17 protein-coding genes and 1 pseudogene are annotated in these 21,917 nt (G+C 39.3%); 3 read left to right on the plus strand and 15 right to left on the minus strand.

Annotated elements, in window-relative coordinates; translation table 11 throughout:
• Positions 1-36 precede the first annotated feature (36 nt).
• The gene (locus tag QM424_RS08915; protein ID WP_077804931.1) at positions 37-651 is read right to left on the minus strand and encodes a GyrI-like domain-containing protein; all 615 of its coding nucleotides are present in this window, start codon (positions 649-651) and stop codon (positions 37-39) included.
• A 54-nt stretch (positions 652-705) separates the two neighbouring features.
• The gene (locus QM424_RS08920) at positions 706-1,608 is read right to left on the minus strand and encodes a helix-turn-helix transcriptional regulator (RefSeq protein WP_414394311.1); all 903 of its coding nucleotides are present in this window, start codon (positions 1,606-1,608) and stop codon (positions 706-708) included.
• Positions 1,609-1,783: 175 nt separating this feature from the next.
• Between QM424_RS08920 and QM424_RS08925 the strand changes: the two genes are divergently transcribed.
• Together QM424_RS08925 and QM424_RS08930 are read left to right on the plus strand one after the other, a co-directional pair.
• On the plus strand, positions 1,784-2,236 hold the full coding sequence (locus QM424_RS08925; RefSeq protein ID WP_261025955.1) for an NUDIX hydrolase: 453 nt from the start codon (positions 1,784-1,786) through the stop codon (positions 2,234-2,236).
• A gap of 58 nt (positions 2,237-2,294) precedes the next feature.
• Positions 2,295-2,594 (plus strand): DUF1827 family protein, encoded by a 300-nt coding sequence (locus tag QM424_RS08930; RefSeq protein ID WP_020900260.1) that lies wholly within the window; start codon positions 2,295-2,297, stop codon positions 2,592-2,594.
• 168 nt (positions 2,595-2,762) lie between these two features.
• On the opposite strand, the gene ezrA is transcribed toward QM424_RS08930, so the two are convergent.
• The 9 genes from ezrA to QM424_RS08975 all read right to left on the minus strand — a co-directional run bounded on the left by ezrA (position 2,763) and on the right by QM424_RS08975 (position 15,487).
• Positions 2,763-4,490: a septation ring formation regulator EzrA gene (ezrA, locus tag QM424_RS08935; protein ID WP_414394314.1), complete on the minus strand. Its 1,728-nt coding sequence runs from the start codon at positions 4,488-4,490 to the stop codon at positions 2,763-2,765.
• Between the two features lie 81 nt (positions 4,491-4,571).
• Entirely contained in the window at positions 4,572-6,518 is a 1,947-nt protein-coding gene (gene gyrB, locus QM424_RS08940; RefSeq protein ID WP_000134040.1) for a DNA topoisomerase (ATP-hydrolyzing) subunit B, read from the minus strand.
• Between the two features lie 14 nt (positions 6,519-6,532).
• Positions 6,533-7,096, minus strand: a complete 564-nt coding sequence (locus tag QM424_RS08945; RefSeq protein WP_261045613.1) for an HAD family hydrolase — start codon at positions 7,094-7,096, stop codon at positions 6,533-6,535.
• Between the two features lie 84 nt (positions 7,097-7,180).
• Complete coding sequence (locus tag QM424_RS08950; protein ID WP_219966526.1) at positions 7,181-7,735, minus strand: DJ-1 family glyoxalase III; 555 nt, start codon at positions 7,733-7,735, stop codon at positions 7,181-7,183.
• A 10-nt stretch (positions 7,736-7,745) separates the two neighbouring features.
• Positions 7,746-8,969, minus strand: coding sequence for an FtsW/RodA/SpoVE family cell cycle protein (locus QM424_RS08955; protein ID WP_261023856.1), 1,224 nt, complete (start codon positions 8,967-8,969; stop codon positions 7,746-7,748).
• A 36-nt stretch (positions 8,970-9,005) separates the two neighbouring features.
• On the minus strand, positions 9,006-11,456 hold the full coding sequence (locus QM424_RS08960; RefSeq protein ID WP_414394317.1) for a bifunctional DnaQ family exonuclease/ATP-dependent helicase: 2,451 nt from the start codon (positions 11,454-11,456) through the stop codon (positions 9,006-9,008).
• 199 nt (positions 11,457-11,655) lie between these two features.
• Complete coding sequence (locus QM424_RS08965) at positions 11,656-12,585, minus strand: peptidase U32 family protein (RefSeq protein ID WP_084927453.1); 930 nt, start codon at positions 12,583-12,585, stop codon at positions 11,656-11,658.
• Between the two features lie 537 nt (positions 12,586-13,122).
• Complete coding sequence (locus QM424_RS08970; protein WP_414394319.1) at positions 13,123-14,757, minus strand: hypothetical protein; 1,635 nt, start codon at positions 14,755-14,757, stop codon at positions 13,123-13,125.
• Positions 14,738-15,487, minus strand: a complete 750-nt coding sequence (locus QM424_RS08975) for an ABC transporter ATP-binding protein (RefSeq protein WP_414394322.1) — start codon at positions 15,485-15,487, stop codon at positions 14,738-14,740. Before QM424_RS08975 ends, QM424_RS08970 begins: the two co-directional genes overlap by 20 nt.
• Positions 15,488-15,665: 178 nt before the next feature.
• Here QM424_RS08975 and QM424_RS08980 point away from each other — a divergent pair, with 178 nt between their 5' ends.
• Positions 15,666-17,120 carry an alpha-amylase gene (locus QM424_RS08980; RefSeq protein WP_414394324.1) on the plus strand — a complete coding sequence of 485 codons (1,455 nt, stop codon included), beginning with the start codon at positions 15,666-15,668 and terminating at the stop codon, positions 17,118-17,120.
• Between the two features lie 89 nt (positions 17,121-17,209).
• Here QM424_RS08980 and alaS read toward each other — a convergent pair whose 3' ends face one another.
• The 4 genes and pseudogenes from alaS to QM424_RS09880 form a co-directional block, all read right to left on the minus strand.
• The gene (gene alaS, locus QM424_RS08985) at positions 17,210-19,828 is read right to left on the minus strand and encodes an alanine--tRNA ligase (RefSeq protein WP_414394326.1); all 2,619 of its coding nucleotides are present in this window, start codon (positions 19,826-19,828) and stop codon (positions 17,210-17,212) included.
• 21 nt (positions 19,829-19,849) lie between these two features.
• Positions 19,850-20,335: an LURP-one-related/scramblase family protein gene (locus QM424_RS08990; RefSeq protein ID WP_414394328.1), complete on the minus strand. Its 486-nt coding sequence runs from the start codon at positions 20,333-20,335 to the stop codon at positions 19,850-19,852.
• Between the two features lie 434 nt (positions 20,336-20,769).
• The gene (locus QM424_RS08995) at positions 20,770-21,390 is read right to left on the minus strand and encodes a tetratricopeptide repeat protein (RefSeq protein ID WP_049531454.1); all 621 of its coding nucleotides are present in this window, start codon (positions 21,388-21,390) and stop codon (positions 20,770-20,772) included.
• 183 nt (positions 21,391-21,573) lie between these two features.
• Positions 21,574-21,798 (minus strand): annotated as a pseudogene (locus QM424_RS09880) (hypothetical protein); the annotation flags it as partial.
• Positions 21,799-21,917 lie beyond the last annotated feature (119 nt).

A 21,917-nucleotide genomic window follows, 5' to 3' on the forward strand; every position in this document is an offset into this window, starting at 1 on the left:
CATAAAAAGAACAGGAAACAAGATCTCCTGTTCTTTTTAATTCTCTTCTTGAACTTGATAGCGAAGAATTGTTTTCAATTTGCTTGGCTCCGTTCGATGAAGGTTATTGAGATAGATTTCTCGGTGGTACTCCGTAATTCTTTTGAGTTTATGAAGTTGACAAAAATCTTCCATATCTGCAAAAGTCTCATTTTCTGTATCAAAGGGTCCTACATGAAGCATAGCAAGACTTAGACCTTCTTCTATTTTTTCAAAACGAATAGCCTCATAGAGAAGATTTGGCTTCTTGATCATCACCTCGTTCAGAGCTTCCTCAAATAGTTCTCGCGTAATAAAATCGGGTTGCCCAATCATAATGCTATAAGAAAGCTCACTTTTTACCAGTTCTCCTTCCTTCTCCTTTTTCCATAAACCTTCTAAAGGAAAGACTGTAAAATCATGGTAAACCTCATCCAGAGGAGCTTTTTTATACTTCATCTTTATCGCATAAGCTAAGGCATACAAAATTCCTACGCGTTCTGAAAAATCTTCTTGATTTGGATCGCCTTTACCATCTATCACGATATAGGATTGACCTGGTACTTCCAAGATGGTGGGCCTAGCCTTAATTTGATAAAGAGCTTTCGCTTCTTTTCTCCATTCGTATTTCATTTAATTCTTCTCCTTTCTATCTCTAGTATAGCACTAAAACCCTGACATCTTTTGTCAAGGTTTATAAAATTTTTGGATTTTTTCTACTCTAGAAAGCAGTTCCTTCTTCAGATAGTCAGGGTCGAGTATTTCCACCCCATCTAAATAAGACAGGAGGTAAGTATACATACTTTCATGCTCTGGTAGGACTGTCTTGACATAATAACATCCATCTTTGCCCAAGCTAATCTCATCTTCTAAAAAATCTTCATAAACCCGGAAAGCAAGCTTGGGACTAAACTTCAAGGAAACTTCGATTTGATTTGCCACTTGATCTGAACTATCAACGGAATCCATCACGTTTTTCTGCTTCACTATTTCATTTGTTAGGTGACAATTCCTAATTTTAGATAACTTGAAAAAACGCCAGTCTTCCTTCAAACAACAGTAAGCATGAAGGTACCAATCTCTCTTTTTAAATACGAGTTTAAAAGGTTCAACTGTACGAATCGTTTTCTGACCACTCCCACCTAGATAAGTGATAACCAGTCGCCTCTTCTCTAGAATAGCATGTTTGATATTATCAAATAATTCTTTTTGACCTTCTCGCTTTCTCCAGTCAGTCAAATCTACTTCTATCCAAGGGCTGGTAGAAACTTGAAAAATAGATTCTAATTTTTCAAGTAACAGGTCTTGTCTGTCATCCGTCAGAGCTTGAATCCCTTGCAAAGCAGACAACAGTTCTATTTTTTCATTCTCCGACACAAGAGCGCGATCCAGGACAAAGTCCTTCATTAAAGAAATTCCACCTGAGTTTCCAGGAATCGAATAAAGGGGAATCCCCGCCATACTCAAGCGCTCAATATCACGATAAATTGTTCGTACAGACACTTCAAATAATCGGGCTAATTCAGGAGCTGTTGTACTACCTTTTTCTAAAAGTAGATATAGAATACGAAATAATCTTGATTCTGCCATAAAATCACCTCCCTTTTATTATACCAGTTAAAGAAGTCCATTTAGAGAATTTACCCCAACAAATATTGATAAAGTTAAAGTAGATTTTCTTCACAAGTTCGTTAGTTTCTTCTTGACAGCTTGCCCTTTGTCCATTATGATAATAATAACGATACTAGATAATGAGGAAAATTCAATGGCAAACCCAACTTTCGGAGAAAAAAAAGCGAATACAGACTATGTTGCACGCTATGGAGTGTATGCAGTTATTCCAGACGCTAAACAAAAACAAATAGTTTTAGTTCAAGCGCCTAATGGCGCTTGGTTCTTACCAGGTGGCGAAATTGAATCAGGTGAAAATCATCAGGAAGCCCTAAAGCGTGAATTGATTGAAGAGCTTGGATTCACAGCTGAAATTGGTGTCTATTACGGACAAGCTGACGAATATTTCTACTCTCGTCACCGTGATACCTACTACTACAATCCTGCCTACCTCTATGAAGCGACTTCTTTCAAGGAAGTTCAAAAACCACTAGAAGACTTTAATCATATTGCCTGGTTCCCTATCGACGAGGCTATTGAAAATCTTAAACGTGGTAGCCATAAATGGGCCATTCAATCTTGGAAAAAACAGCATAAGATTGACTAAATCAAGCTACTTTATTCAAAAAGTGCTATAATAGAATTAGAAAATCGGAGGAAATATTATGAAGCTTATCAATACGACAAACTCACACTCGCAACTTGTAAAAGGCCAGCTTGAGAGTACAGATGCAACCCTTGTTGAGGTCTATTCTGCTGGAAATACAGATGTTATTTTTACCCAAGCTCCGCTTCACTATGAAATCCTCATCTCAAATAAACACCGTGCTATTCGAGAAACTGAAATCGAAGCCATCCAAGAATTTTTCTTGAAACGTAAAATTGATAAGGACTCTATTGATGAAGCCAATATCAAAACACTCTACTCAGAAAAATTAATTGGGATTTCGATTCCAATCAAATAAAATTTTGGAGAGATTAGAAAGCTATTGAACCTTATAGACCAAACATAGGTTCTGACTTGCTTTTTAAATCGTCTCCAATTTTTATCTTGAGATCTTATCATACAAGATTTTATAGACAAATAATAAAAAAGATTTGATTCTGCTTCTCACACAATCAAATCTTTTTTATTAAAAACGAATCGTTTCACGTGTTTTCTCATATGAGGTAACAAAGCGGTTGGTTACACCAGGCTCTGCCACTTCCAATGCTTGAGAAATCTTGTCAAATGAAGCGTGATAATCAAATTCTTTTTCAAAAATATCTAAAGCTTCGTTAAATGCTTCTTGGATGCGTTCATCAAATGAGCGGTAACGGTTAGAATATTGTAAGAGTTGTTCTGTCAAGGTTGCATACTGAACAATATTATAAGTTTCCGTTTCTAAAGCTTCCATATCATTCGTTGCAATTTCAAGAATACGGTTAACTGATTCTATATTGACTAAGTTTTGCTCTAATTCAGCCATTAGATCTTCCGTATTATTACTTGCTGTAAAGAATAACTTCAAGAAAGTTTGTGGAATACCAGGTAGGTTCCGTTTTTCCATATATCTCTTGATTGTATGGAGACGATTAACATATACATTTGCCTTTTGACGTGCATTGATATCATCTTTCTCAATTCGTGCAAGACGCTCACTAACTGAAATCTGTTCATCTTCAATCTCTTTAAGATTTTCCTGTAAAGATTCAAGATTTTCTTCAAGAATTGAATATGCTTGAGTTGGTTCATCTTGATTTGAAGTTGCCTCAATAATAGCAGTCTCAAAGTTTTCTAATTCACCCTGTAAACGACGAACATGACTTGCATCCGATTCAGAAAGTAAATAACTTTTACTCAAACGCTCAATATCTTCTATCAATAAAGCATTATTTTCCTTCATGTGTTGAAGATAAGTAGGAAGTGTTGCTACTAAACCTTCTACTACTTTCTGTGCCGCAATTTCTCTTGTAAAGATATCATAAAGTGCATTAATCTCTTCTTGGATTTGAGTATTTTCATACTCTGCATTATCCAATTCTAGTTTCGCAATATTCTCATGATTTTTCTTGAGAGCTTCATAAAGCAGTTGGAAACGCGCTTCAATATCCGTTTCAACAAAATGATAATTAGCATCTAAAAGCTTACGGTAACCATCTTCTAAATCTTCCAGTTGATCAGGTAGGTCTTTAGATAATGTTGCTACAATTGCTGGTATACGATCAACAATATGCGTTAAAGCCAAGATATGATTTTCAGCATTATCCAAAATCACAGCAGCTTCTACTGGGTCACCTGACGAATTTAAAGTTACAAACTGAGAAAACTCCGATTGGATATTTTCCAATTGTTTTTCAATTTCAGATAAACCTTGGCCATATTCTTCAGAATTATCAGCAACTCGGTGTTGCAACTCTTCAAACAAGTCCAAGGTATGAAGAACACGTCCACTATTTTTAGACTCTTGTTTCTCCAAATCTGCCAAGGCATTGCGAATTGCCGCAATATCTTCTTCAATCAAGGTAATTTGACTCTCGATTTGATCAATTTGATGACTCGCTTTGAAAAAACGGAACGAGTTATTGTAACCTTCTGCCTCGAAAAGATTATTTTCGATATCGGCAAAAGAATTAAGAGATAAATCAACCCATTTTTGATTCCATTCACGGAAAGTCACCTGACTTTGTCCAATCAAGTGCATATTTTTTACAGCTTCAACTTCATCATTAACTGGAAGATTGTACAGTTCTTCTTTTTTCTCTTCTAAAATTGCTAGTTTACTTTCATTGCGTTTCCTTACATAGATTGCGATAGCATAGGCAATGACCAATAAAACTGCAACTGCAATTATCAAATAAATTACTAGTCTAGCAGACATATTAAACTCCTTTTTTACTTGAAACAATCGTAATGATTATATCATATTTTTTAGACCAAGGGAACTACTTCTCCCGATTTTTTAGACATCAAGTGTACTATAGACAGCATTTTCTTCGATAAACTCACGACGAGGCTCTACTCTATCCCCCATCAACATATCAAAGATTTTATCTGCTTCTGCAGCATCATCCACAGAAACTCTGGCCATCAAGCGATGTTCAGGATCCATGGTTGTTTCCCACAATTGGTGGTCATCCATTTCACCCAGACCTTTATAACGCTGAATGGTTGGTTTGGCACGTCCTTCACTGTGGCGGGCCAAGGCCTCTTGGAGTTTGATTTCTTGATCTGCTCCTGGCTGGATATATTCTTTAATCTCGCTTCCAACCTTGACACCATAGATTGGTGGTTGGGCGATATAAACATAACCAGCTTCTAGGATTGGTTTCATATAACGATAAATCAAGGTTAAAAGAAGGGTACGAATGTGGGCTCCATCGACATCGGCATCGGTCATCAAAACGAGTTTTTGGTAACGAGCTTTTGAAACATCAAATTCTGCCCCAAATCCTGTTCCCATCGCTGTGAAAAGACTACGAATTTCTTCGTTAGCTAGAATCTTATCCATACTTGCCTTTTCAACGTTCAAAATCTTACCGCGGATTGGAAGAATTGCCTGAAATTCACGGTTACGACCAGATTTGGCTGATCCACCAGCTGAGTCTCCTTCGACGATGAAGAGTTCTGTTTCAGCAGGATTGTTAGAAGAACAGTCTGCTAGTTTCCCTGGAAGGTTGGAAATTTCCAAACCAGATTTTTTACGAGTGACTTCACGCGCACGCTTGGCAGCCACACGAGCCTTAGCAGCTAAAATCCCTTTTTCCACGATACGTTTGGCAATCTGTGGATTTTCCATGAGGAAATCGGAGAAGGCATCACTGAAGAGGCGATTGGTAATCTTAACCACTTCGCTATTCCCCAGTTTGGTCTTAGTTTGTCCTTCAAACTGTGGATTTGGGTGTTTAACTGAGATAACTGCAGTTAAGCCTTCGCGGACATCTTCCCCTGTTAAGTTGTCTTCATTGTCTTTAAGTAATTTATTCTTGCGAGCATAATCATTGATAACACGTGTCAAGGCTGTACGGAAACCTTGTTCATGCGTTCCACCTTCATGTGTATGAATATTATTGGCAAAACTCATGACATTTTCATGGTAACCTGTTGTGTACTGCATGGCTACCTCAACTGTGATATCATCCATCTCACCGTCTGTATAGATTGGTGTATCAAAGATTACATCCTTGTTCTCGTTGATATATTCAACATAACTAGCAATCCCACCTTCATAATGATAATGCTTGGTTTGTTCCAAACCTTCACGCTTATCTGTAATTGAAATTTGAAGACCGCGATTTAGAAAGGCCAATTCTTGAATGCGTTTATTTAATTTATCAAAATCAAAGGTTGTTGTTTCAGTGAAGATTTCTGGGTCCGGTGTGAAGTGAACTGTTGTTCCCGTTTTATCCGTATCTCCAACCACCTCAAGGTCTGCGACAACATGACCACGACGGTATTCTTGGTAATGAATCTTACCGTTTTTATGGACATGAACGTCTAATTGAGTGGAAAGGGCGTTAACTACTGACGACCCCACTCCGTGAAGACCACCTGAGACCTTATAGCCGCCACCTCCGAATTTTCCTCCAGCATGAAGAACCGTAAAGACTGTCTCAACAGCAGGTCGACCTGTTTTTTCCTGAATATCGACTGGGATACCACGCCCATCATCGACAACAGTAATCGAATCATCTGGCTCAATAAAGACTTGAATATGGCTGGCAAATCCTGCCAAGGCCTCGTCAATTGAGTTATCAACGATTTCCCAGACTAGATGGTGAAGACCTTCTTTTGAGGTTGACCCAATATACATCCCTGGACGCATACGAACAGCCTCTAAGCCCTCTAAAACTTGAATTTGACTGGCATCATAATCCTGTGCCTGCAGATTTTTGATTTCTTCTGTCATCTTATTCCTTTTTCTTATATGTCTAATACTTGTCTTAAATTCACGATACTGGTAAACAAGTGGGTAGCTAGTCCTGCAGATTGACCTGCTTCGATATCAATTGGTCGATCACCAATAACAAGACCAGAGCTAATCTGATACTTTTCTCTTAAATAAATCATAGACTCTGGACTTGGTTTTCTCTTAAAGCCTGAGCTAGAAGTCACCACTTCTGTAAAATAGGCTGCTATAGAGGTTTTTTCTAAAATGTCCAAGACCTGATCATTTCTGTGAGAAACCAAGAAATGACGCCCACCTTGATTTGAAATGTCTTCCAATAATTCAGAAACTCCTTCAAACAAAATCGGATGTTCTAGCTCTCTGGCTTCATTTTCTTTGTATTTTTCTAAAAAATGCTCTAAGTTGGGAGCGAATGTCTCAATCGCAAAATCAGTAGAAACCTTTAAAGCCTGATAGACAGTGTCATGGTCTTGTGTGATGCCATACAATGCCAATGTTTCAACAAATGCAGCTGTTGAAGTTTCGTAATTATCCAGTAAAGTTCCACCTAAATCCCAGATATAATCGTGATATTTCATACCCTTCATTATAGCATTTTTTTATGAAAAATGCGATGATTTCCTTGAGTTTTCCACATAAAAAACGAGAGTTTGACTCCCGTTTTATTGATTTTTACCAAAGACATCTCGATAGAGCATTCCTGTTCGTAGACTCTCTGCGTCTCCTCCTAGTTGGTCCACCAACTCGTAGGCAAAGGCAAGGGCTGTAGAGGGACCTCGACTGGTTGTCAAATGACCATCTACCACTACTGTTTCCTTGACATATTGACCATCAAGGATTTGCTCTTGAACGCCATCATAGCAAGTGTACTGCTTGTTTTTCAATAGCCCTGCTTGATTGAGGGCAATTGGCGCCGCACAAATAGCTGCCAGTTTCTTCCCTTCTCGTTCGAAGCTTTGCAACTCTTGAATCAAGGCTTGATTATCGCGCAAATGTGCAGAACCAGGCATTCCTCCAGGAAGGACAATCATGTCATAGTCTGATAAATCACCCTCAAAAACACGATCTGCTCTTACTTGGATTGCATGCGCCCCCGTCACTTGCTCTTCAAAACCAACCATATCACAAGTAATATTTGCACGACGCAAGACATCTACAACTGTCAAAGCTTCAATTTCTTCAAAGCCCTGAGCTAACATAACTGCTACTTTTACCATGATTTTCTCCTTATTTGATTTGTTTTAATACAACCTTTTTCCGCTTGAATCGGACTTTTCCACTCTTTTCTTCAGCTAGATTGGTTTGATAACTCATCGATAAAAGCAAGCCAACACCGATCAAATTACTGATAATAGCCGATCCTCCTTGCGAAATAAAAGGCAAGGGAATCCCAGTCAAAGGAAGCAAACCTGTCACGGCACCGATATTCTCAAAGATATGGAAGAGCAACATCATAATCAAACCTGTAGAAATATAGGTGTAGAACTGATTATTTGATTTAAGAGTAATCTTCAACATACGATAAATCAGCATGAGATAAAGGGCAATAACAAGGACAGAGCCAATAAAGCCAAAATCTTCTGCAATGACCGTGAAAATCATATCCGACTCTCTAACTGGAATAAGCAGATTAGAAGCATTAAATCCTTGACCAAATAAGCCACCACTCCCAATGGCAATCTGCCCTTGAGCCTGTTGGTAAGTGGTTGTTTGAGCAAAGTCGAATGGATTGAGCCAAGCCAAGATACGATTGATTTGGTAGGTCGGCATCCCCAATTGATGGAGAAAAGCCCGGCCACCCTTACTGATAAAAATGGCTAAGAATCCAGCAACTCCTGTTACAGCAGTCACAAATACTGGAATAATAATTTTCCAAGAAACTCCTGATAGTAAGACGATTCCTGAGAAAATAGCTACAAAAACCAAAGCCGTCCCCAAGTCACTTTGAAGTGCCAAAAGAACTAGGACTGGAATGGTAAAGACAATCATCCAAAAAATTAATAAAAAGTCCAGCGGAACTGTACGTTGCCATTCCTTATGTTTCTTTGTAAATTGGACAATGACACGGGCCAACATGAGGACATAGGATATCTTCATAAATTCTGATGGTTGGAATAGGGTAATTCCATTTATTGATACCCAGTTTTTGGCACCCGTTGATGCAACTAGGCTTGGATTATAAAAGACGATCGGCAAGACCATGAGTCCCAAACCTAACATATATAGAAAAGGGGTCACTTTCCAAAGAAATTCTGTATTAAAGAGCATGACCACAAAACCAATCACAAGCCCCAAGGCAATCCATGCGACCTGCTGCCCTAAAATGGGCAGAATATTGTTTGGATAATCATGACTAACAGCTATATAGATAGCCACCACGCCAATAACCAGTAGAAAAAATACTGGCAATAGCAAACTATAATCGACTCTAGAGTCGAGAGAACGTTTCATATACACTAACCTTATACTTTCATACAATACTATTTATCAAAGTTCATTTAAAAATTTATCAACAGCCTCATCAACTTCGGATCGAGAGACGGTTTTAACAGTCGCTTCTTTTGCTAGAGAAGTCACTATTTGCTTGCCATATCGTTTTCCGACGATTCTTCTATCCAGAATGAGGGTTAAAGAACGTTGGTGTTCGCGTCTCATACTTCTTCCCAAAGCCTGTTTTAAACGAATAATGGCCATTGGCAATTGATAATCATAAAAGGCATTTTTCCCTTCTTGAATTAGTTCCTGATTAATCTTTTTCGTTAAGGGCTCTTGAGGATTTTGGAAAGGAAGTCTTGGTACAACTTGAATCACAAAAGGATGGCTTGAAAAATCAACTCCCTCCCAGAAACTTGCTGCACCAAGCAAGATTTGTTGTTCACCTTTTTCAAAGCGTTTCTTCAGTTGATGAACATCACCATTTTTATACTGGGCCAGATGGCTAACTGGAAGTAAATCCGATACTGCTAGAAGCATGTCTTTAGCAGTAAAGAGAACTAAAATCGGTTGCTGGAAAGCTTGAACATCCATCAGCAAATCTGCCACCTCCTTGGCATAAACTTCTAAGGAGGTTTCTGTCACCAGGGGAAAATCTTTGACCAAGACCACTTCTTGATCCTGTTTTTTATGAGCTTCAACCTTGACAAATTTAGCTTCAGGATAACCTAAAAGGTCTGCCAAAGAAACTCTCTGACTAATCTCAAGAGTAGCCGATACTCCCAAGACTTGACATGAATTAGGTACTAAAGAAGATAGGAGAATACGTCCTGATTTCGTAGAAGAAATTTGAATTTTCTTTTGACTCGTTTCAATTGCTTCAAGCCAGTAATCTCGGTCAGCTGTAAAATAGCGAACCAGCTCCTCAAAGCCCTCTACTTTTAATTCTGAAAAATACTGGTGGAGATTGGCAAGAGAATCTAAGATATTTTTCTTAGATTTTCCAGACTGAAATTGTTCAATCAAGTAAAGGCACTCAAAGCGAATACTTTCTAGTATTCGTTGTTGGACCTTATTTTGCTCCTCCAGTAAAGCCTTATCAAGCAAATCGATAATAGACTGGATATCGTAGGTCTCTTGAAGCAGATTTTCTAGAGCTAACAAAATCTTTTGAACTTCATCAATAATCAATAAACGGTCACTGACAAATTCAGGATTATCTTCAAGTCTGGTTACAAGATAGGCATGATTGGTCACTAAAAGCTTGCAGGTTTGTGCCCTTTCTTGACTACGTTTCCAGAAATCTTCCATCACAAATAAGCTACGGGATGATAAATTCCCATCATGACGAAGGTCTGTTAGAAAATGTTGGTAACGGTAGAGTTGGCCAATTTCATCCAAATCTCCTGTCTCTGTCTCAGTCAACCAGACCAAGAGTTGCATTTTAAAACGTCTAAATAAGCGATTTTCATCATTTTCCTGCAAGGAACGATAAAAGGCATCCAGCTTCAGGTAATTTTGTGGCCCCTTTAAAGAATGAATATCTGTATGAAACACTTCCTCGAGACGTTTACCTTCTTCTTCCATGATTTGATTTTGAAGAATCTTTGTCGGAACACTAAGAACAATTTGTCTCTCTTTGGCTTGAGACAAAGCGGGTAAGAGATAGCCATAGGTTTTCCCAATCCCTGTCGGTGCTTGAATTAATGAGACAGGCTCATCTTTCAATAGCAAGCCAACCTCTTTAGCAAAACTTTCTTGTTCCTCCCTCACTTTAAGATTCAACAGAGAAATATTTTTAGAAAAATCTTGGGATAGTTTTCGTGGCTCATTGGGAGCTGCAAGTTTCTTGAAATATAGTCCTTGAACTTCGACTAAGTCTAGTGAACTCAGGATAGATTGGCTGCGATAAATTTCTTCAATAACCAGGTAGGACTCGTATAGGAGGTCATCAGCCATTTCCAGCAAGCGTTCCAAGAGTCCTTTAGGAAGCTGGGCCATCTTTTTTCGTAGAAATAAGAGTAATTCCGCAGTAGCTTGGGCATCTGAAAGGGCTGTGTGAGCGTGCTTAAGAGGAATTCCTAATTCTCGACACAATATCGGCAAGCTATATTTTTCCAGTTTAGGGAAAAAGACTTGAGCCAATTCGACCGTGTCAACACGAGGATTTTTTAGTTCATAGCCTTCAAAAAATAAATTTTCCGCCAAGAGATTGGCATCAAACTGAACATTATGAGCTACAAAAATCCCATCCTCCACCAAGTCAAAGATTTTTCTAGCAACTTGCGAAAAATCAGGTGCTTGCGCCAGACGTTTGTCAGTTAGCCCTGTCAGTTCTTTGATATGAGCATCCAAGGGTTCATGTGGATTGACATCCGTCGTATAGTGATCGACGATTTTTCCGTCCTCAATCACGACAATTCCCACTTGGATAATTTTAGCCTTACTACCTGTGCTAGTTGCCTCTAAATCAACCACAACATAGCGATTACCAATCGTTTTCATTATAAAAAATTATACCAAAAAAAGGGGCATTTGGCACCTGCAAACATGGGATAATTTCCAAACTCAAGAACACTACTTGTCTTAAAAATCTCAGCAAACAGAGCATCCTAGCCTACTGATTTTTTAAAAATGGTGAATAAATAAGAAAAATTGAGAGAAGAAATGTTTGCCTCTTCCCTCTCTCAACGAATCATTTACTTTATTTAACCATGTCAGGATCGTAGTCATAAAATCCTGTATCAAGGAAACGGTTTTTAGGGTGTAACTTGCGCACTTCTTCATCCAGCAAGAAGGCTTGGTCATGGCTAAAGTTACCCTCTTGAATCAAGCTACGTGCCTGGATAAAGAGTTTTGCAATCTCAACAAAGTTCTGACCAGGTGTGTATAGCCCTTCTAGTTTCCAGTGAGTGAAACCATGCTCTACCAATTCTGTCAATTTAGTCATCAAATCAAGGTCATTATTAGCAAAAATGTGGGTTCCATGATTGTCTTCAAAAATGGAATAATGGCTCTCAGGGTCACTTGGCTCTGCCAAGAAAAGGTCACGCTTGCGAGTTTTTTCATCATCGATATGCGTGAAGTTATAGTAGTTTTGCAAGAGCGGACGTTTAGAATGGTGAATAACACTAGCACCGTAAACCAACACTTCAGCAGGAATTTCCAAAATCTCTGGCATTTTAAAAAGTTCAGCTGATGGAATTTCACGCGCCAAAACAGCCTCAGATGCGCCAGCCTTTTGTCCCCAGAAGTTAATCTGACGACTGCTTGTTACCATGGTTGAAGCATCGTAGATGGTTTTAAAGGAATAACCATCGCGATTGACCACATAAAAGACACCTGCATCCCCAATTGTAATGTAGTCTGTCTTGATTTCTTCCAAAAAGTCTAAGAAAGGCTTGATACGGTCCATCATATCTTGGTGCATGAGGGCGTTAACCGCAACGATCAATTCCTTACCAGCATCATGAACCAGATTAGCGATTTCACGCAATTGGTCATAACTAAAGGTTGTTGGCAGACGAAGGCCAAAATCTTTCTCACCGACATAGATACGATCTACGCCAGCTTCGAGCAGTTGTTCAACTTGTTCAATACTTTCAGCAGTTGCTGTAATGATAATCTTTTCCATAAGAAAAATTATACCATATTTCTCCAAAATCAGCCAAGACTTATCAGAGTTTTACAAATAGGAATTATTTCAGGCTAATTTCTCAAAATGGGAATTAGTCTAATACTCTTCAAACCACTTCAGATTTATCTGCAACCTCAAAGCGGTGCTTTGAGCAACCTGAGGCTAGCTTCCTAGTTTGCTCTTTATTTTTCATTGAGTATAAAACGGATTTTTATAAGAATAACTAGATGAAATGCAAACCCAAAAGCATGAGAGAGCTTGCCAGTAACAATGATTTTGTATGCTATCCATAAATAGCAAACATCTCAAGCTCCATTAATCTTCAAAACACCATAGATAAAATCTAGTCCAAAATTTAAGCAATTGATGCTATAGAATTTATATATTGTTATAAATTTCTAGTCGTTTTGTTGTTATAGTAACAAAAACGAGTATCTCCATCTACGGAAATACTCGTTTTTTGATAGTTAGAAGTGGTTTTTTGCCCAGCTTCATTTCTTTTTATAAAATGTATCAAGCGAGAGACCAACTATCTCATCTTTTTTCTATTTCTGTCAATATGCGTGACAGGTAGTAATGATAGCCAAAAATAGCAAGAGCAAGCAAGAGGATAAGAACTCCTACTCCCAAGCTAATGGCAAGGACAGGGGCGAGAGACCGAACCAAGAACAAGCTCCCTATTACAAGGGCCATTAAGATTGCACTATAAACCAAAATCAAAACTATTGCTACTATACGATTTGAACGGTTCACCAAGTCCGTAATGCTACTCCAATTGGTTGACAGATTTTTAACGTCCTTAAAGTAATTGTGGCAAGAAAGGATGACACTGGAAAGGGTCCAGACTACAAGAAGGTAAATCATCGAAAGGATGGGCAAGCCTAGATATAGAGAAAGACCAAGTAAAGTCAGAATTGGTAAAAAGGACTGGACAGCAAATATAATCCAAAATTTCACTTTCACATAACGAGCAAAGTCAAAGGGTAAACTCTTCAGAAAATCAACATTTTCCCTCTCTAAGGACAAGGCAATTGAATGCAGGCTGGTGATATTGTTATTGACAACAGATATAAAAAGAGCTATAAAAAACAAGGGTAACCAGTATGGAGGATGAATGTCTGGAACTATCTGAGAATCTCGGATTTTGGAAATCAGACCGATCATCATGAGATAGGGAAGGAAAGCACTTGTAAAAAGCACTGTAATCACGCCAGTCCCCTGTCCCAAGAGGGTGAGGTGGTAGCGTAAAACCATGCGGAAAAATCCCTTTTTAGTCGTTGAAATCCCCTCTTTACTGCGTCGTTCTTTTTTGACCTTCTCCTCACTGTTAAGCAGGATAACGTCATAAAAACGAGGAAGAACCTTCTTTTTGGTCAGGTAAAGCAAGAAAACAGTTAGAGCTAGCCAAGCGAGCAGACCCAGTATGGCTTCTATCGAAAAAGGCTCCACTGCTATTTTGTAAAAGATATGAAGAGGATAAAGGAGAAATGGAATGTCTCTAACTTTGTCAACAATACTTCCAAAAGTCGACTGTAGAAAGAGGACAAATATTAAAGGTATGAGAACTCCTATCCCAATCATCACATTCGCAAAAATAGACTGATACTTTCTGAAGACCCTAGTCTGAGCCAAGAAATGTACTGCCACTACCATCACTAAAGTAACAGAGACAAATAATAGGGCCAAGGACAGCAGCATCAAAGGCAAGCCCAGCCACAGAGAAGGAGCTAGCCTAATGTAGAGGACTAGAAAATAAGCTAGGATTGGTACAATTCCAGGCAGAGCTGGCAAGAGGACAGACAGTCCTTTAGCGATTATAATCTCTGATTCTTTAAAGGCATAGGGTCTATACGATACCAAATCCTTACTCTCATAAAAGACATTGTAAAATGCAGTGAAAGAAGTTGAAAAAGCAAGCACCAGTAAAATAGCAACCATGCTACTAAAAAAACTTGGCATTTCCTCAAAAGGAAAACGAAAGGCTATATTTATAAACATGAAAAGCATCAAGAGACTGGAAAAAATGTAAGAACTTAGGACTCTAGCGGAAACATTTACTTTTTTTCCAGGATTTTTAGCTTGCTTCTTTCGTAGGTTAGCCAGATTAGCTTCTTGAGATGAATAGAGGATATTGATATCAACTAATTTTTTAATGACCTTGAGACGCATCTGAAACCTCCTCTTTTCTACCAGCAAGACTAAGGTAGATACTTTCCAAAGACTGGTCTGGGTAATCTTTTCTCAAGTCCTCTACACTACCACAATAAATCAAATGCCCCTTTTTCAAAATAGCAATCCGATCACAGACTTGCTCTGCCACCTCAAGGACATGAGTTGAAAACAAGACTGTCTTGCCTTTTTGTGCATGTTCCTTCATCATTTGCTTCAAATCAAAGGCAGCCTGGGGATCCAAACCAGTCAAGGGTTCGTCCAAGACCCAAATATCAGGATCAGACAAGAGTGCCCCAATGACAAAGACTTTCTGACGCATTCCGTGAGAAAGGGTTTCAATAACCTGATAGCGGTTTTCAGCAAAATCAAAAACGTTCAATAGCCTAGCTAGACTAGTCTCCAAGTCAGAGCTAGTCAGATCATAGGATGAAGCAATCAATTCCCAAAATTCATTGGCCGTTAAACGTAAAAATAAGTCAGGCGAGTCTGCTACGTAGCCAATCTTTCGTTTAATAGTCAAGCGATTTTCCGATAACTCCTGACCGTCTACCAAAATACGACCACTGCTGGGTGAAATGATACTGACTAGGGATTTTATAGTGGTCGATTTTCCAGCCCCATTATGGCCAATCAAGCCCATAATCTCCCCATTTTCAATCTGCAAATTGAGATTGCTCAAAGCCTCTTTATCACCATACAACTTACTAACATTTTGAAATTCAATCATGGGATGACTCCTATCTTTATCTATATTACATACTATTATACTAGCACTTTGATACAAAAAAATCAATACTTTATTTTAAGTAGTTAAAATAGTTTCCTTCTATTTTATGCAAACGTTGGCGCTAACCAATACTTTATGATAGAATAAAGAACAAGATTGACAAGTAAGAGGAAACATCATGCAAAATCAAACACTCATGCAATACTTTGAATGGTATCTGCCCCACGATGGTCAGCACTGGACGCGTCTGGCTGAAGATGCTCCACACCTAGCTCATCTGGGGATTAGCCACGTCTGGATGCCACCAGCTTTTAAGGCAACCAATGAAAAAGATGTCGGCTATGGGGTCTATGACTTATTCGACCTAGGAGAGTTTAACCAAAAAGGTACTATCCGCACCAAGTATGGTTTCAAAGAAGACTATCTTCAAGCCATTCAAACTCTAAAAGCACAGGGAATTCAACCTATGGCCGATGTGGTGCTCAATCACAAGGCTGCTGCTGATCACATGGAAGCCTTTCAGGTTATCGAAGTGGATCCTGTAGATCGTACAGTTGAACTTGGGGAACCTTTCACCATCAATGGCTGGACTAGCTTTACCTTCGATGGTCGCCAAGATACCTACAATGACTTCCACTGGCACTGGTACCACTTCACAGGTACAGACTACGATGCAAAACGCCGTAAGTCTGGGATTTATCTGATTCAAGGGGACAACAAGGGTTGGGCAAATGAGGAATTGGTCGATAATGAAAACGGTAACTATGACTACCTCATGTATGCCGACCTAGACTTTAAACATCCTGAAGTTATCAAAAATATCTATGACTGGGCTGACTGGTTCATGGAAACGACTGGTATTGCTGGTTTCCGTTTGGATGCCGTTAAGCACATTGACTCTTTCTTCATGCGCAATTTTATCCGCGATATGAAGGAAAAATACGGTGAGGATTTCTATGTTTTTGGTGAATTTTGGAATCCCGATAAGGAAGCCAATCTAGACTATCTTGAAAAAACGGAAGAACGCTTTGACCTTGTCGATGTTCGTCTCCACCAGAATCTCTTTGATGCTAGCCGAGCAGGTTCCAACTATGACCTTCGTGGCATTTTCACAGATAGCCTGGTTGAACTCAAGCCTGACAAGGCTGTGACTTTTGTCGACAACCACGATACCCAACGAGGTCAGGCTCTTGAGTCTACTGTTGAAGAATGGTTCAAACCAGCAGCCTATGCTCTCATTCTGTTACGCCAAAATGGCCTTCCATGTGTCTTTTACGGCGACTACTATGGGATTTCAGGGCAATATGCTCAAGAAGATTTTAAAGAAGTCCTTGACCGCCTCCTAACCATCCGAAAAGATTTGGCCTATGGAGAGCAAACAGACTGCTTTGATGATGCTAACTGTATCGGTTGGGTACGTTCAGGTGCTGAAAATCAATCCCCAATCGCAGTCCTTATCTCAAATGACCAAGAAAACAGCAAGTCAATGTTTGTCGGCCAAGAATGGACTAACCAAACTTTCATAGACTTACTTGGAAACCACCAAGATCAAGTTACAATCGATGAGGAAGGTTATGGACAATTCCCAGTCTCAGCTAGATCCGTAAGTGTCTGGGCAACCAATACAATCTAATAACTCATAATAATCCAGCCAGGTCCAATCGGATTTGGCTTTTTTGCATTCACAAAAAGACCTACCCAAATGGATAGATCTTTACTTGATTACAATTTACCTGCTACTGTATCCAACAATTCTTGGATCTTAGCTTGGTTGCTTCCTCCTGCCATGGCCATGTCTGGTTTACCACCACCACGTCCATCGACAATTGGTGCCAATTCTTTGACAAGGTTTCCTGCATGAAGGTCTTTTGTCTTGCTTGCTACAAGGACATTGACTTTGTCACCGATAGCGGCAACTAGGACAAGAAGATCAGAGTAGTCTTTTTGTTTCCAGTTATCTGCAAAAGTACGAAGGGCACCAGCGTCAGATACAGAAACTTGGCTAGCAATGTAACGGTGACCGTTGACTTCCTTAACATCCTTGAAGATGTCGCCTGCGGCTGCAGCTGCGGCTTTTTCTTTCAACTCAGCATTTTCTTTTTGCAATTGACGAAGTTGTTCTTGAAGTCCTTCTACCTTGTGAGGTACTTCCTTGACTTGTGGTGCTTTCAAGGTTGCTGCGACAGCTTTAAGAGCATCCTCTTGTTCACGGTAGGCTTCAAAGGCTTCCTTACCAGTCACTGCCAAGATACGGCGAGTTCCTGATCCGATACCTTCTTCTTTGACAATCTTGAAGAGTCCAATCTCAGAAGTGTTACCAACGTGGGTACCACCACAAAGCTCGATAGAGTAGTCACCGATAGTGACAACTCGGACTTCCTTGCCGTATTTCTCACCAAAGAGAGCCATAGCTCCCATTTCTTTAGCAGTGTCAATATCTGTTTCAACTGTCTTCACTTCAAGAGCTTCCCAGATTTTCTCGTTGACTTGCTGTTCAATGGCACGCAATTCTTCAGTAGTCACAGCTTGGAAATGGGTAAAGTCAAAGCGAAGGAATTCGACTTCGTTAAGAGATCCTGCTTGTGTTGCATGGTTTCCAAGGATATTGTGAAGAGCAGCGTGAAGCAAGTGAGTCGCAGTGTGGTTTTTCATAACACGGTGACGACGATTTGTATCAATTGCCAAGGTATATTCTTGGTTCAAGGCAAGCGGTGCAAGAACTTCAACTGTGTGAAGTGCTTGTCCGTTTGGCGCTTTTTGAACATTGGTCACAGTAGCCACAACCTTACCTGACTCATCCAAGATTTGTCCGTGGTCAGCGACCTGTCCACCCATTTCAGCATAGAATGGCGTTTCCGCAAAGATAAGTGAGGCAGTTCCTTCTGATACAGCTTCTACTTCTGCATTGTCAGCCACGATAGCCACCAATTTAGAAGACAATTGGCTAGCATTGTAGTTGAAGACACTTTCTACAGTGATGTTTTGAAGGGTTTCATTTTGCATACCCATTGAGCCACCCTTGACAGCTGAGGCACGCGCGCGTTCTTGCTGTTCTTTCATGGCTGCTTCAAATCCTTCACGGTCCACAGTCATGCCAGCTTCTTCAGCGATTTCTTCAGTCAGTTCAACTGGGAATCCATAAGTGTCGTAAAGTTTAAAGACATCTGAACCAGCGATGATAGTTTGACCTTTTTCTTTCAAGTCTGCTACGATACCTTGGGCAAAGTGTTGACCTGAGTGAAGGGTACGGGCAAATGACTCTTCCTCGCTCTTAACGATTTTTTCGATAAAGTCACGTTTTTCAAGCACTTCTGGGTAGTAGCTTTCCATGATTTTTCCAACAGTTGGAACGAGTTTGTAAAGGAAAGGCTCGTTGATACCCAATTTTTGACCATGCATAGACGCACGACGAAGGAGACGACGAAGGACATAACCACGACCTTCATTTCCTGGAAGGGCACCATCACCGATGGCAAATGAAAGTGAACGGATGTGGTCTGCGATGACCTTGAAGCTCATGTTGTCGCCATCTTGGTCATAGACCTTACCAGACAATTTCTCTACTTCACGAATAATTGGCATGAAGAGGTCTGTTTCAAAGTTGGTCTTAGCCCTTTGGATAACCGCCACCAAACGCTCCAAACCAGCGCCCGTATCAATGTTCTTGTGTGGCAATTCCTTGTATTCGCTACGAGGAACATCAGGGTCTGCGTTAAATTGTGACAAAACGATGTTCCAGATTTCGATGTAACGGTCGTTTTCAATATCTTCTGCAAGCAAACGAAGACCGATATTTTCTGGGTCAAATGCTTCTCCACGATCAAAGAAAATCTCTGTATCAGGTCCAGAAGGTCCAGCACCGATTTCCCAGAAGTTGTCCTCGATTGGAATCAAGTGACTTGGGTCCACTCCCACCTCAATCCAGCGGTTATAAGAATCTTTATCATCTGGATAGTAGGTCATGTAAAGTTTCTCAGCTGGGAAGTCAAACCATTCAGGGCTTGTCAAAAGCTCATAAGCCCAAGTGATGGCTTCGTCACGGAAGTAATCACCGATAGAGAAGTTCCCCAACATTTCAAACATGGTATGGTGACGTGCAGTCTTCCCTACGTTCTCAATATCGTTGGTACGGATAGCCTTTTGAGCATTGGTAATACGTGGATTTTCAGGGATAATAGTCCCGTCAAAGTATTTCTTAAGGGTTGCTACCCCAGAGTTGATCCACAAAAGAGTTGGGTCATTTACAGGAACCAAACTTACTGATGGTTCTACTGAGTGACCTTTGGTCGCCCAGAAATCAAGCCACATTTGGCGTACTTGTGCACTAGATAGTTGTTTCATATTGTCTCCTTATTTACTTGTTTAATGTGATTGGCTTTCCAGCATTTCCACATAGTCAATCGCGACACAGAGGGAAATGACTAGATCGGCATAAGCGTCCTCCAGAACCGTTACGGTATAGGTAGAGGTCAGATGGAAGAGTTCCTTCTTAATTTCCGCAATCATCTGATCGCGATCATCCAGCAATTTGAAATTCAAATCCCAGATATTGCCCTCGATACGAAGACCCAAATTATCAAACTCATACTTATCTCGCCAGAAGGTCAACTTCTTACGAATGACAAAACTCGAGCCATCCCGAAGCTGAATCTCAAAACGAGGAAGCAAGGTCAAGATTTCTTTACTGATTTGACTGACTTGTTCACCAGTCGCATCATAGATGGTAAAAGTTTTGGGAATCTTAAAAAATGATCCCTCTACCTGATAGGTGATTTCTCCCCTGTCATCCTTGATAGCGAAGCGTTCGCCTCCAAGACGAAACTTTTGTTTGACAAGAAATGTTTTCATCAACACCTCCAAAAAATCAAAAGACAAGCTCATATCACGAAGGGCGAAAAACCGCGGTACCACCTTCATTCAATGAACTTGTCATTCTCTTGTTCTTATGCAATTGTATGATTGAGTAGCATGACTTCCTAGCTTAGATGGCTCGCAGCACCGCCATTTCTCTGGACTAAGACAACTGAAAATCAATTCTCAACTTTCTTATTATAACGTTTTTTTAAGCTTGCGTCAACTGGAAATCATCTCCGTTGAATCAGAGCAATTTCCTGTATCTTTGATTGCTCTTTCAGGAGAACAAAATTAGCCAATATAATTGTTGATATTAAACAAATCCAAAATAACATATCACTCTCTCGCTTTAATATTATCTAGACTGTCAATTGCATATCTACATTCTTTAAGATAAAGCAAACTAATAACAAAATCTAAATGTAAAATCATTCATTAATCAATTCCTCAATTTCCTTTATCCCTTCAAATTCTCCAACACTTTCGAAAAGTTCTATAGCTCGTTTGAAATGTGTGTTGGATAATTCCGTATCTTCCAAGGCTAAATAGATTTCACCTAACCCTCTATAGCTACAAGCTTGAGAAATTACATCATCAGTCTCTAAAGATTGTTCCAATGACAGATTCATGAATGTAAGAGCCTCATCAAGATTGTTTAATTTAAATCTCACATAGCCCTGTTCATAATTATTCACAGCTTTCTTTAGATTATCATTTGGAAAATGCTCTTCAACTATCTTCTCTTCATCTTCAATAAGTTTTAAAGCCTTATGAAAATCCCCCTGATCTCTGTAGATCATAGCTAATTGATGTAAGCCAATGTGTTCATTTTCTTTATCTTCATTTTGTTGAGCCAATAAAATGTATTTCTCAAAGATATGGGTACATGAAGCATAGTCTTTTTCTGCCAATAATAAATACCCCATCAGATTTAATAGGCTAAAATCTGTACAGGTATCAATGGAAAAATCTTGTTCAACCAACTTTTTAGCTTCTGATGTTTTTCCCTCCAGAAACAAGTCCCAAGCTGTATCAATTTTAGAGTCCATCTATTTCCCCCTTCAACTACAAACAACCTTCATAAAATAGAATCACTCAACAAGAATATACTATTCTCTATCTATTGAGGCTTAATCTTATAAACCATTAATCTGCATTAAAATAATCATAAACCTCTTTAAAGAGTGTCGGCAATATTCCTTGCTCTTCTTTGTCTAAATTATATTCAGAAACTAGCTCATCCATATAGTTAAATACAGTGAAATGTTTTTTATCCCATTCATAACAAGCACAAATTTCAAATCATTAAGTTCAGTTTTATTAAACTCTTTTAACTTCTTCATATCAATTCTAGTGATTGGATGAGAAATACCATCTAGAGTACTATAAATCGTTTTTCCTAGTAAATAATCTGTCGTGGTATCAAATAATTTTGCTAATTTGACAACGGCATCTAAATTAGGCTCTAAAGTTCCATTCTCCCAACGAAAATAAGTACCTTGTTATACACCAATCATCTCAGAAATTTGTATCTGAGTCAACTTCTTGACTTTTCTCAGTTCCTTAAGACGATCTT

This window comes from Streptococcus mitis (assembly GCF_047464945.1).
Classification (GTDB): domain Bacteria; phylum Bacillota; class Bacilli; order Lactobacillales; family Streptococcaceae; genus Streptococcus; species Streptococcus mitis_EA.

What these genes read in the sequence shown, in the direction of transcription:
- QM424_RS08965 (WP_084927453.1), bottom strand. Translation starts at nt 12,585, where the DNA reads ATGGAAAAGATTATCATTACAGCAACTGCTGAAAGTATTGAACAAGTT.
- QM424_RS08990 (WP_414394328.1), bottom strand. Translation starts at nt 20,335, where the DNA reads ATGAAAACATTTCTTGTCAAACAAAAGTTTCGTCTTGGAGGCGAACGC.
- QM424_RS08925 (WP_261025955.1), top strand. Translation starts at nt 1,784, where the DNA reads ATGGCAAACCCAACTTTCGGAGAAAAAAAAGCGAATACAGACTATGTT.
- QM424_RS08980 (WP_414394324.1), top strand. Translation starts at nt 15,666, where the DNA reads ATGCAAAATCAAACACTCATGCAATACTTTGAATGGTATCTGCCCCAC.
- QM424_RS08995 (WP_049531454.1), bottom strand. Translation starts at nt 21,390, where the DNA reads ATGGACTCTAAAATTGATACAGCTTGGGACTTGTTTCTGGAGGGAAAA.
- QM424_RS08920 (WP_414394311.1), bottom strand. Translation starts at nt 1,608, where the DNA reads ATGGCAGAATCAAGATTATTTCGTATTCTATATCTACTTTTAGAAAAA.
- QM424_RS08970 (WP_414394319.1), bottom strand. Translation starts at nt 14,757, where the DNA reads ATGCGTCTCAAGGTCATTAAAAAATTAGTTGATATCAATATCCTCTAT.
- alaS (WP_414394326.1), bottom strand. Translation starts at nt 19,828, where the DNA reads ATGAAACAACTATCTAGTGCACAAGTACGCCAAATGTGGCTTGATTTC.
- QM424_RS08945 (WP_261045613.1), bottom strand. Translation starts at nt 7,096, where the DNA reads ATGAAATATCACGATTATATCTGGGATTTAGGTGGAACTTTACTGGAT.
- QM424_RS08955 (WP_261023856.1), bottom strand. Translation starts at nt 8,969, where the DNA reads ATGAAACGTTCTCTCGACTCTAGAGTCGATTATAGTTTGCTATTGCCA.
- gyrB (WP_000134040.1), bottom strand. Translation starts at nt 6,518, where the DNA reads ATGACAGAAGAAATCAAAAATCTGCAGGCACAGGATTATGATGCCAGT.
- QM424_RS08915 (WP_077804931.1), bottom strand. Translation starts at nt 651, where the DNA reads ATGAAATACGAATGGAGAAAAGAAGCGAAAGCTCTTTATCAAATTAAG.
- ezrA (WP_414394314.1), bottom strand. Translation starts at nt 4,490, where the DNA reads ATGTCTGCTAGACTAGTAATTTATTTGATAATTGCAGTTGCAGTTTTA.
- QM424_RS08930 (WP_020900260.1), top strand. Translation starts at nt 2,295, where the DNA reads ATGAAGCTTATCAATACGACAAACTCACACTCGCAACTTGTAAAAGGC.
- QM424_RS08950 (WP_219966526.1), bottom strand. Translation starts at nt 7,735, where the DNA reads ATGGTAAAAGTAGCAGTTATGTTAGCTCAGGGCTTTGAAGAAATTGAA.
- QM424_RS08960 (WP_414394317.1), bottom strand. Translation starts at nt 11,456, where the DNA reads ATGAAAACGATTGGTAATCGCTATGTTGTGGTTGATTTAGAGGCAACT.
- QM424_RS08975 (WP_414394322.1), bottom strand. Translation starts at nt 15,487, where the DNA reads ATGATTGAATTTCAAAATGTTAGTAAGTTGTATGGTGATAAAGAGGCT.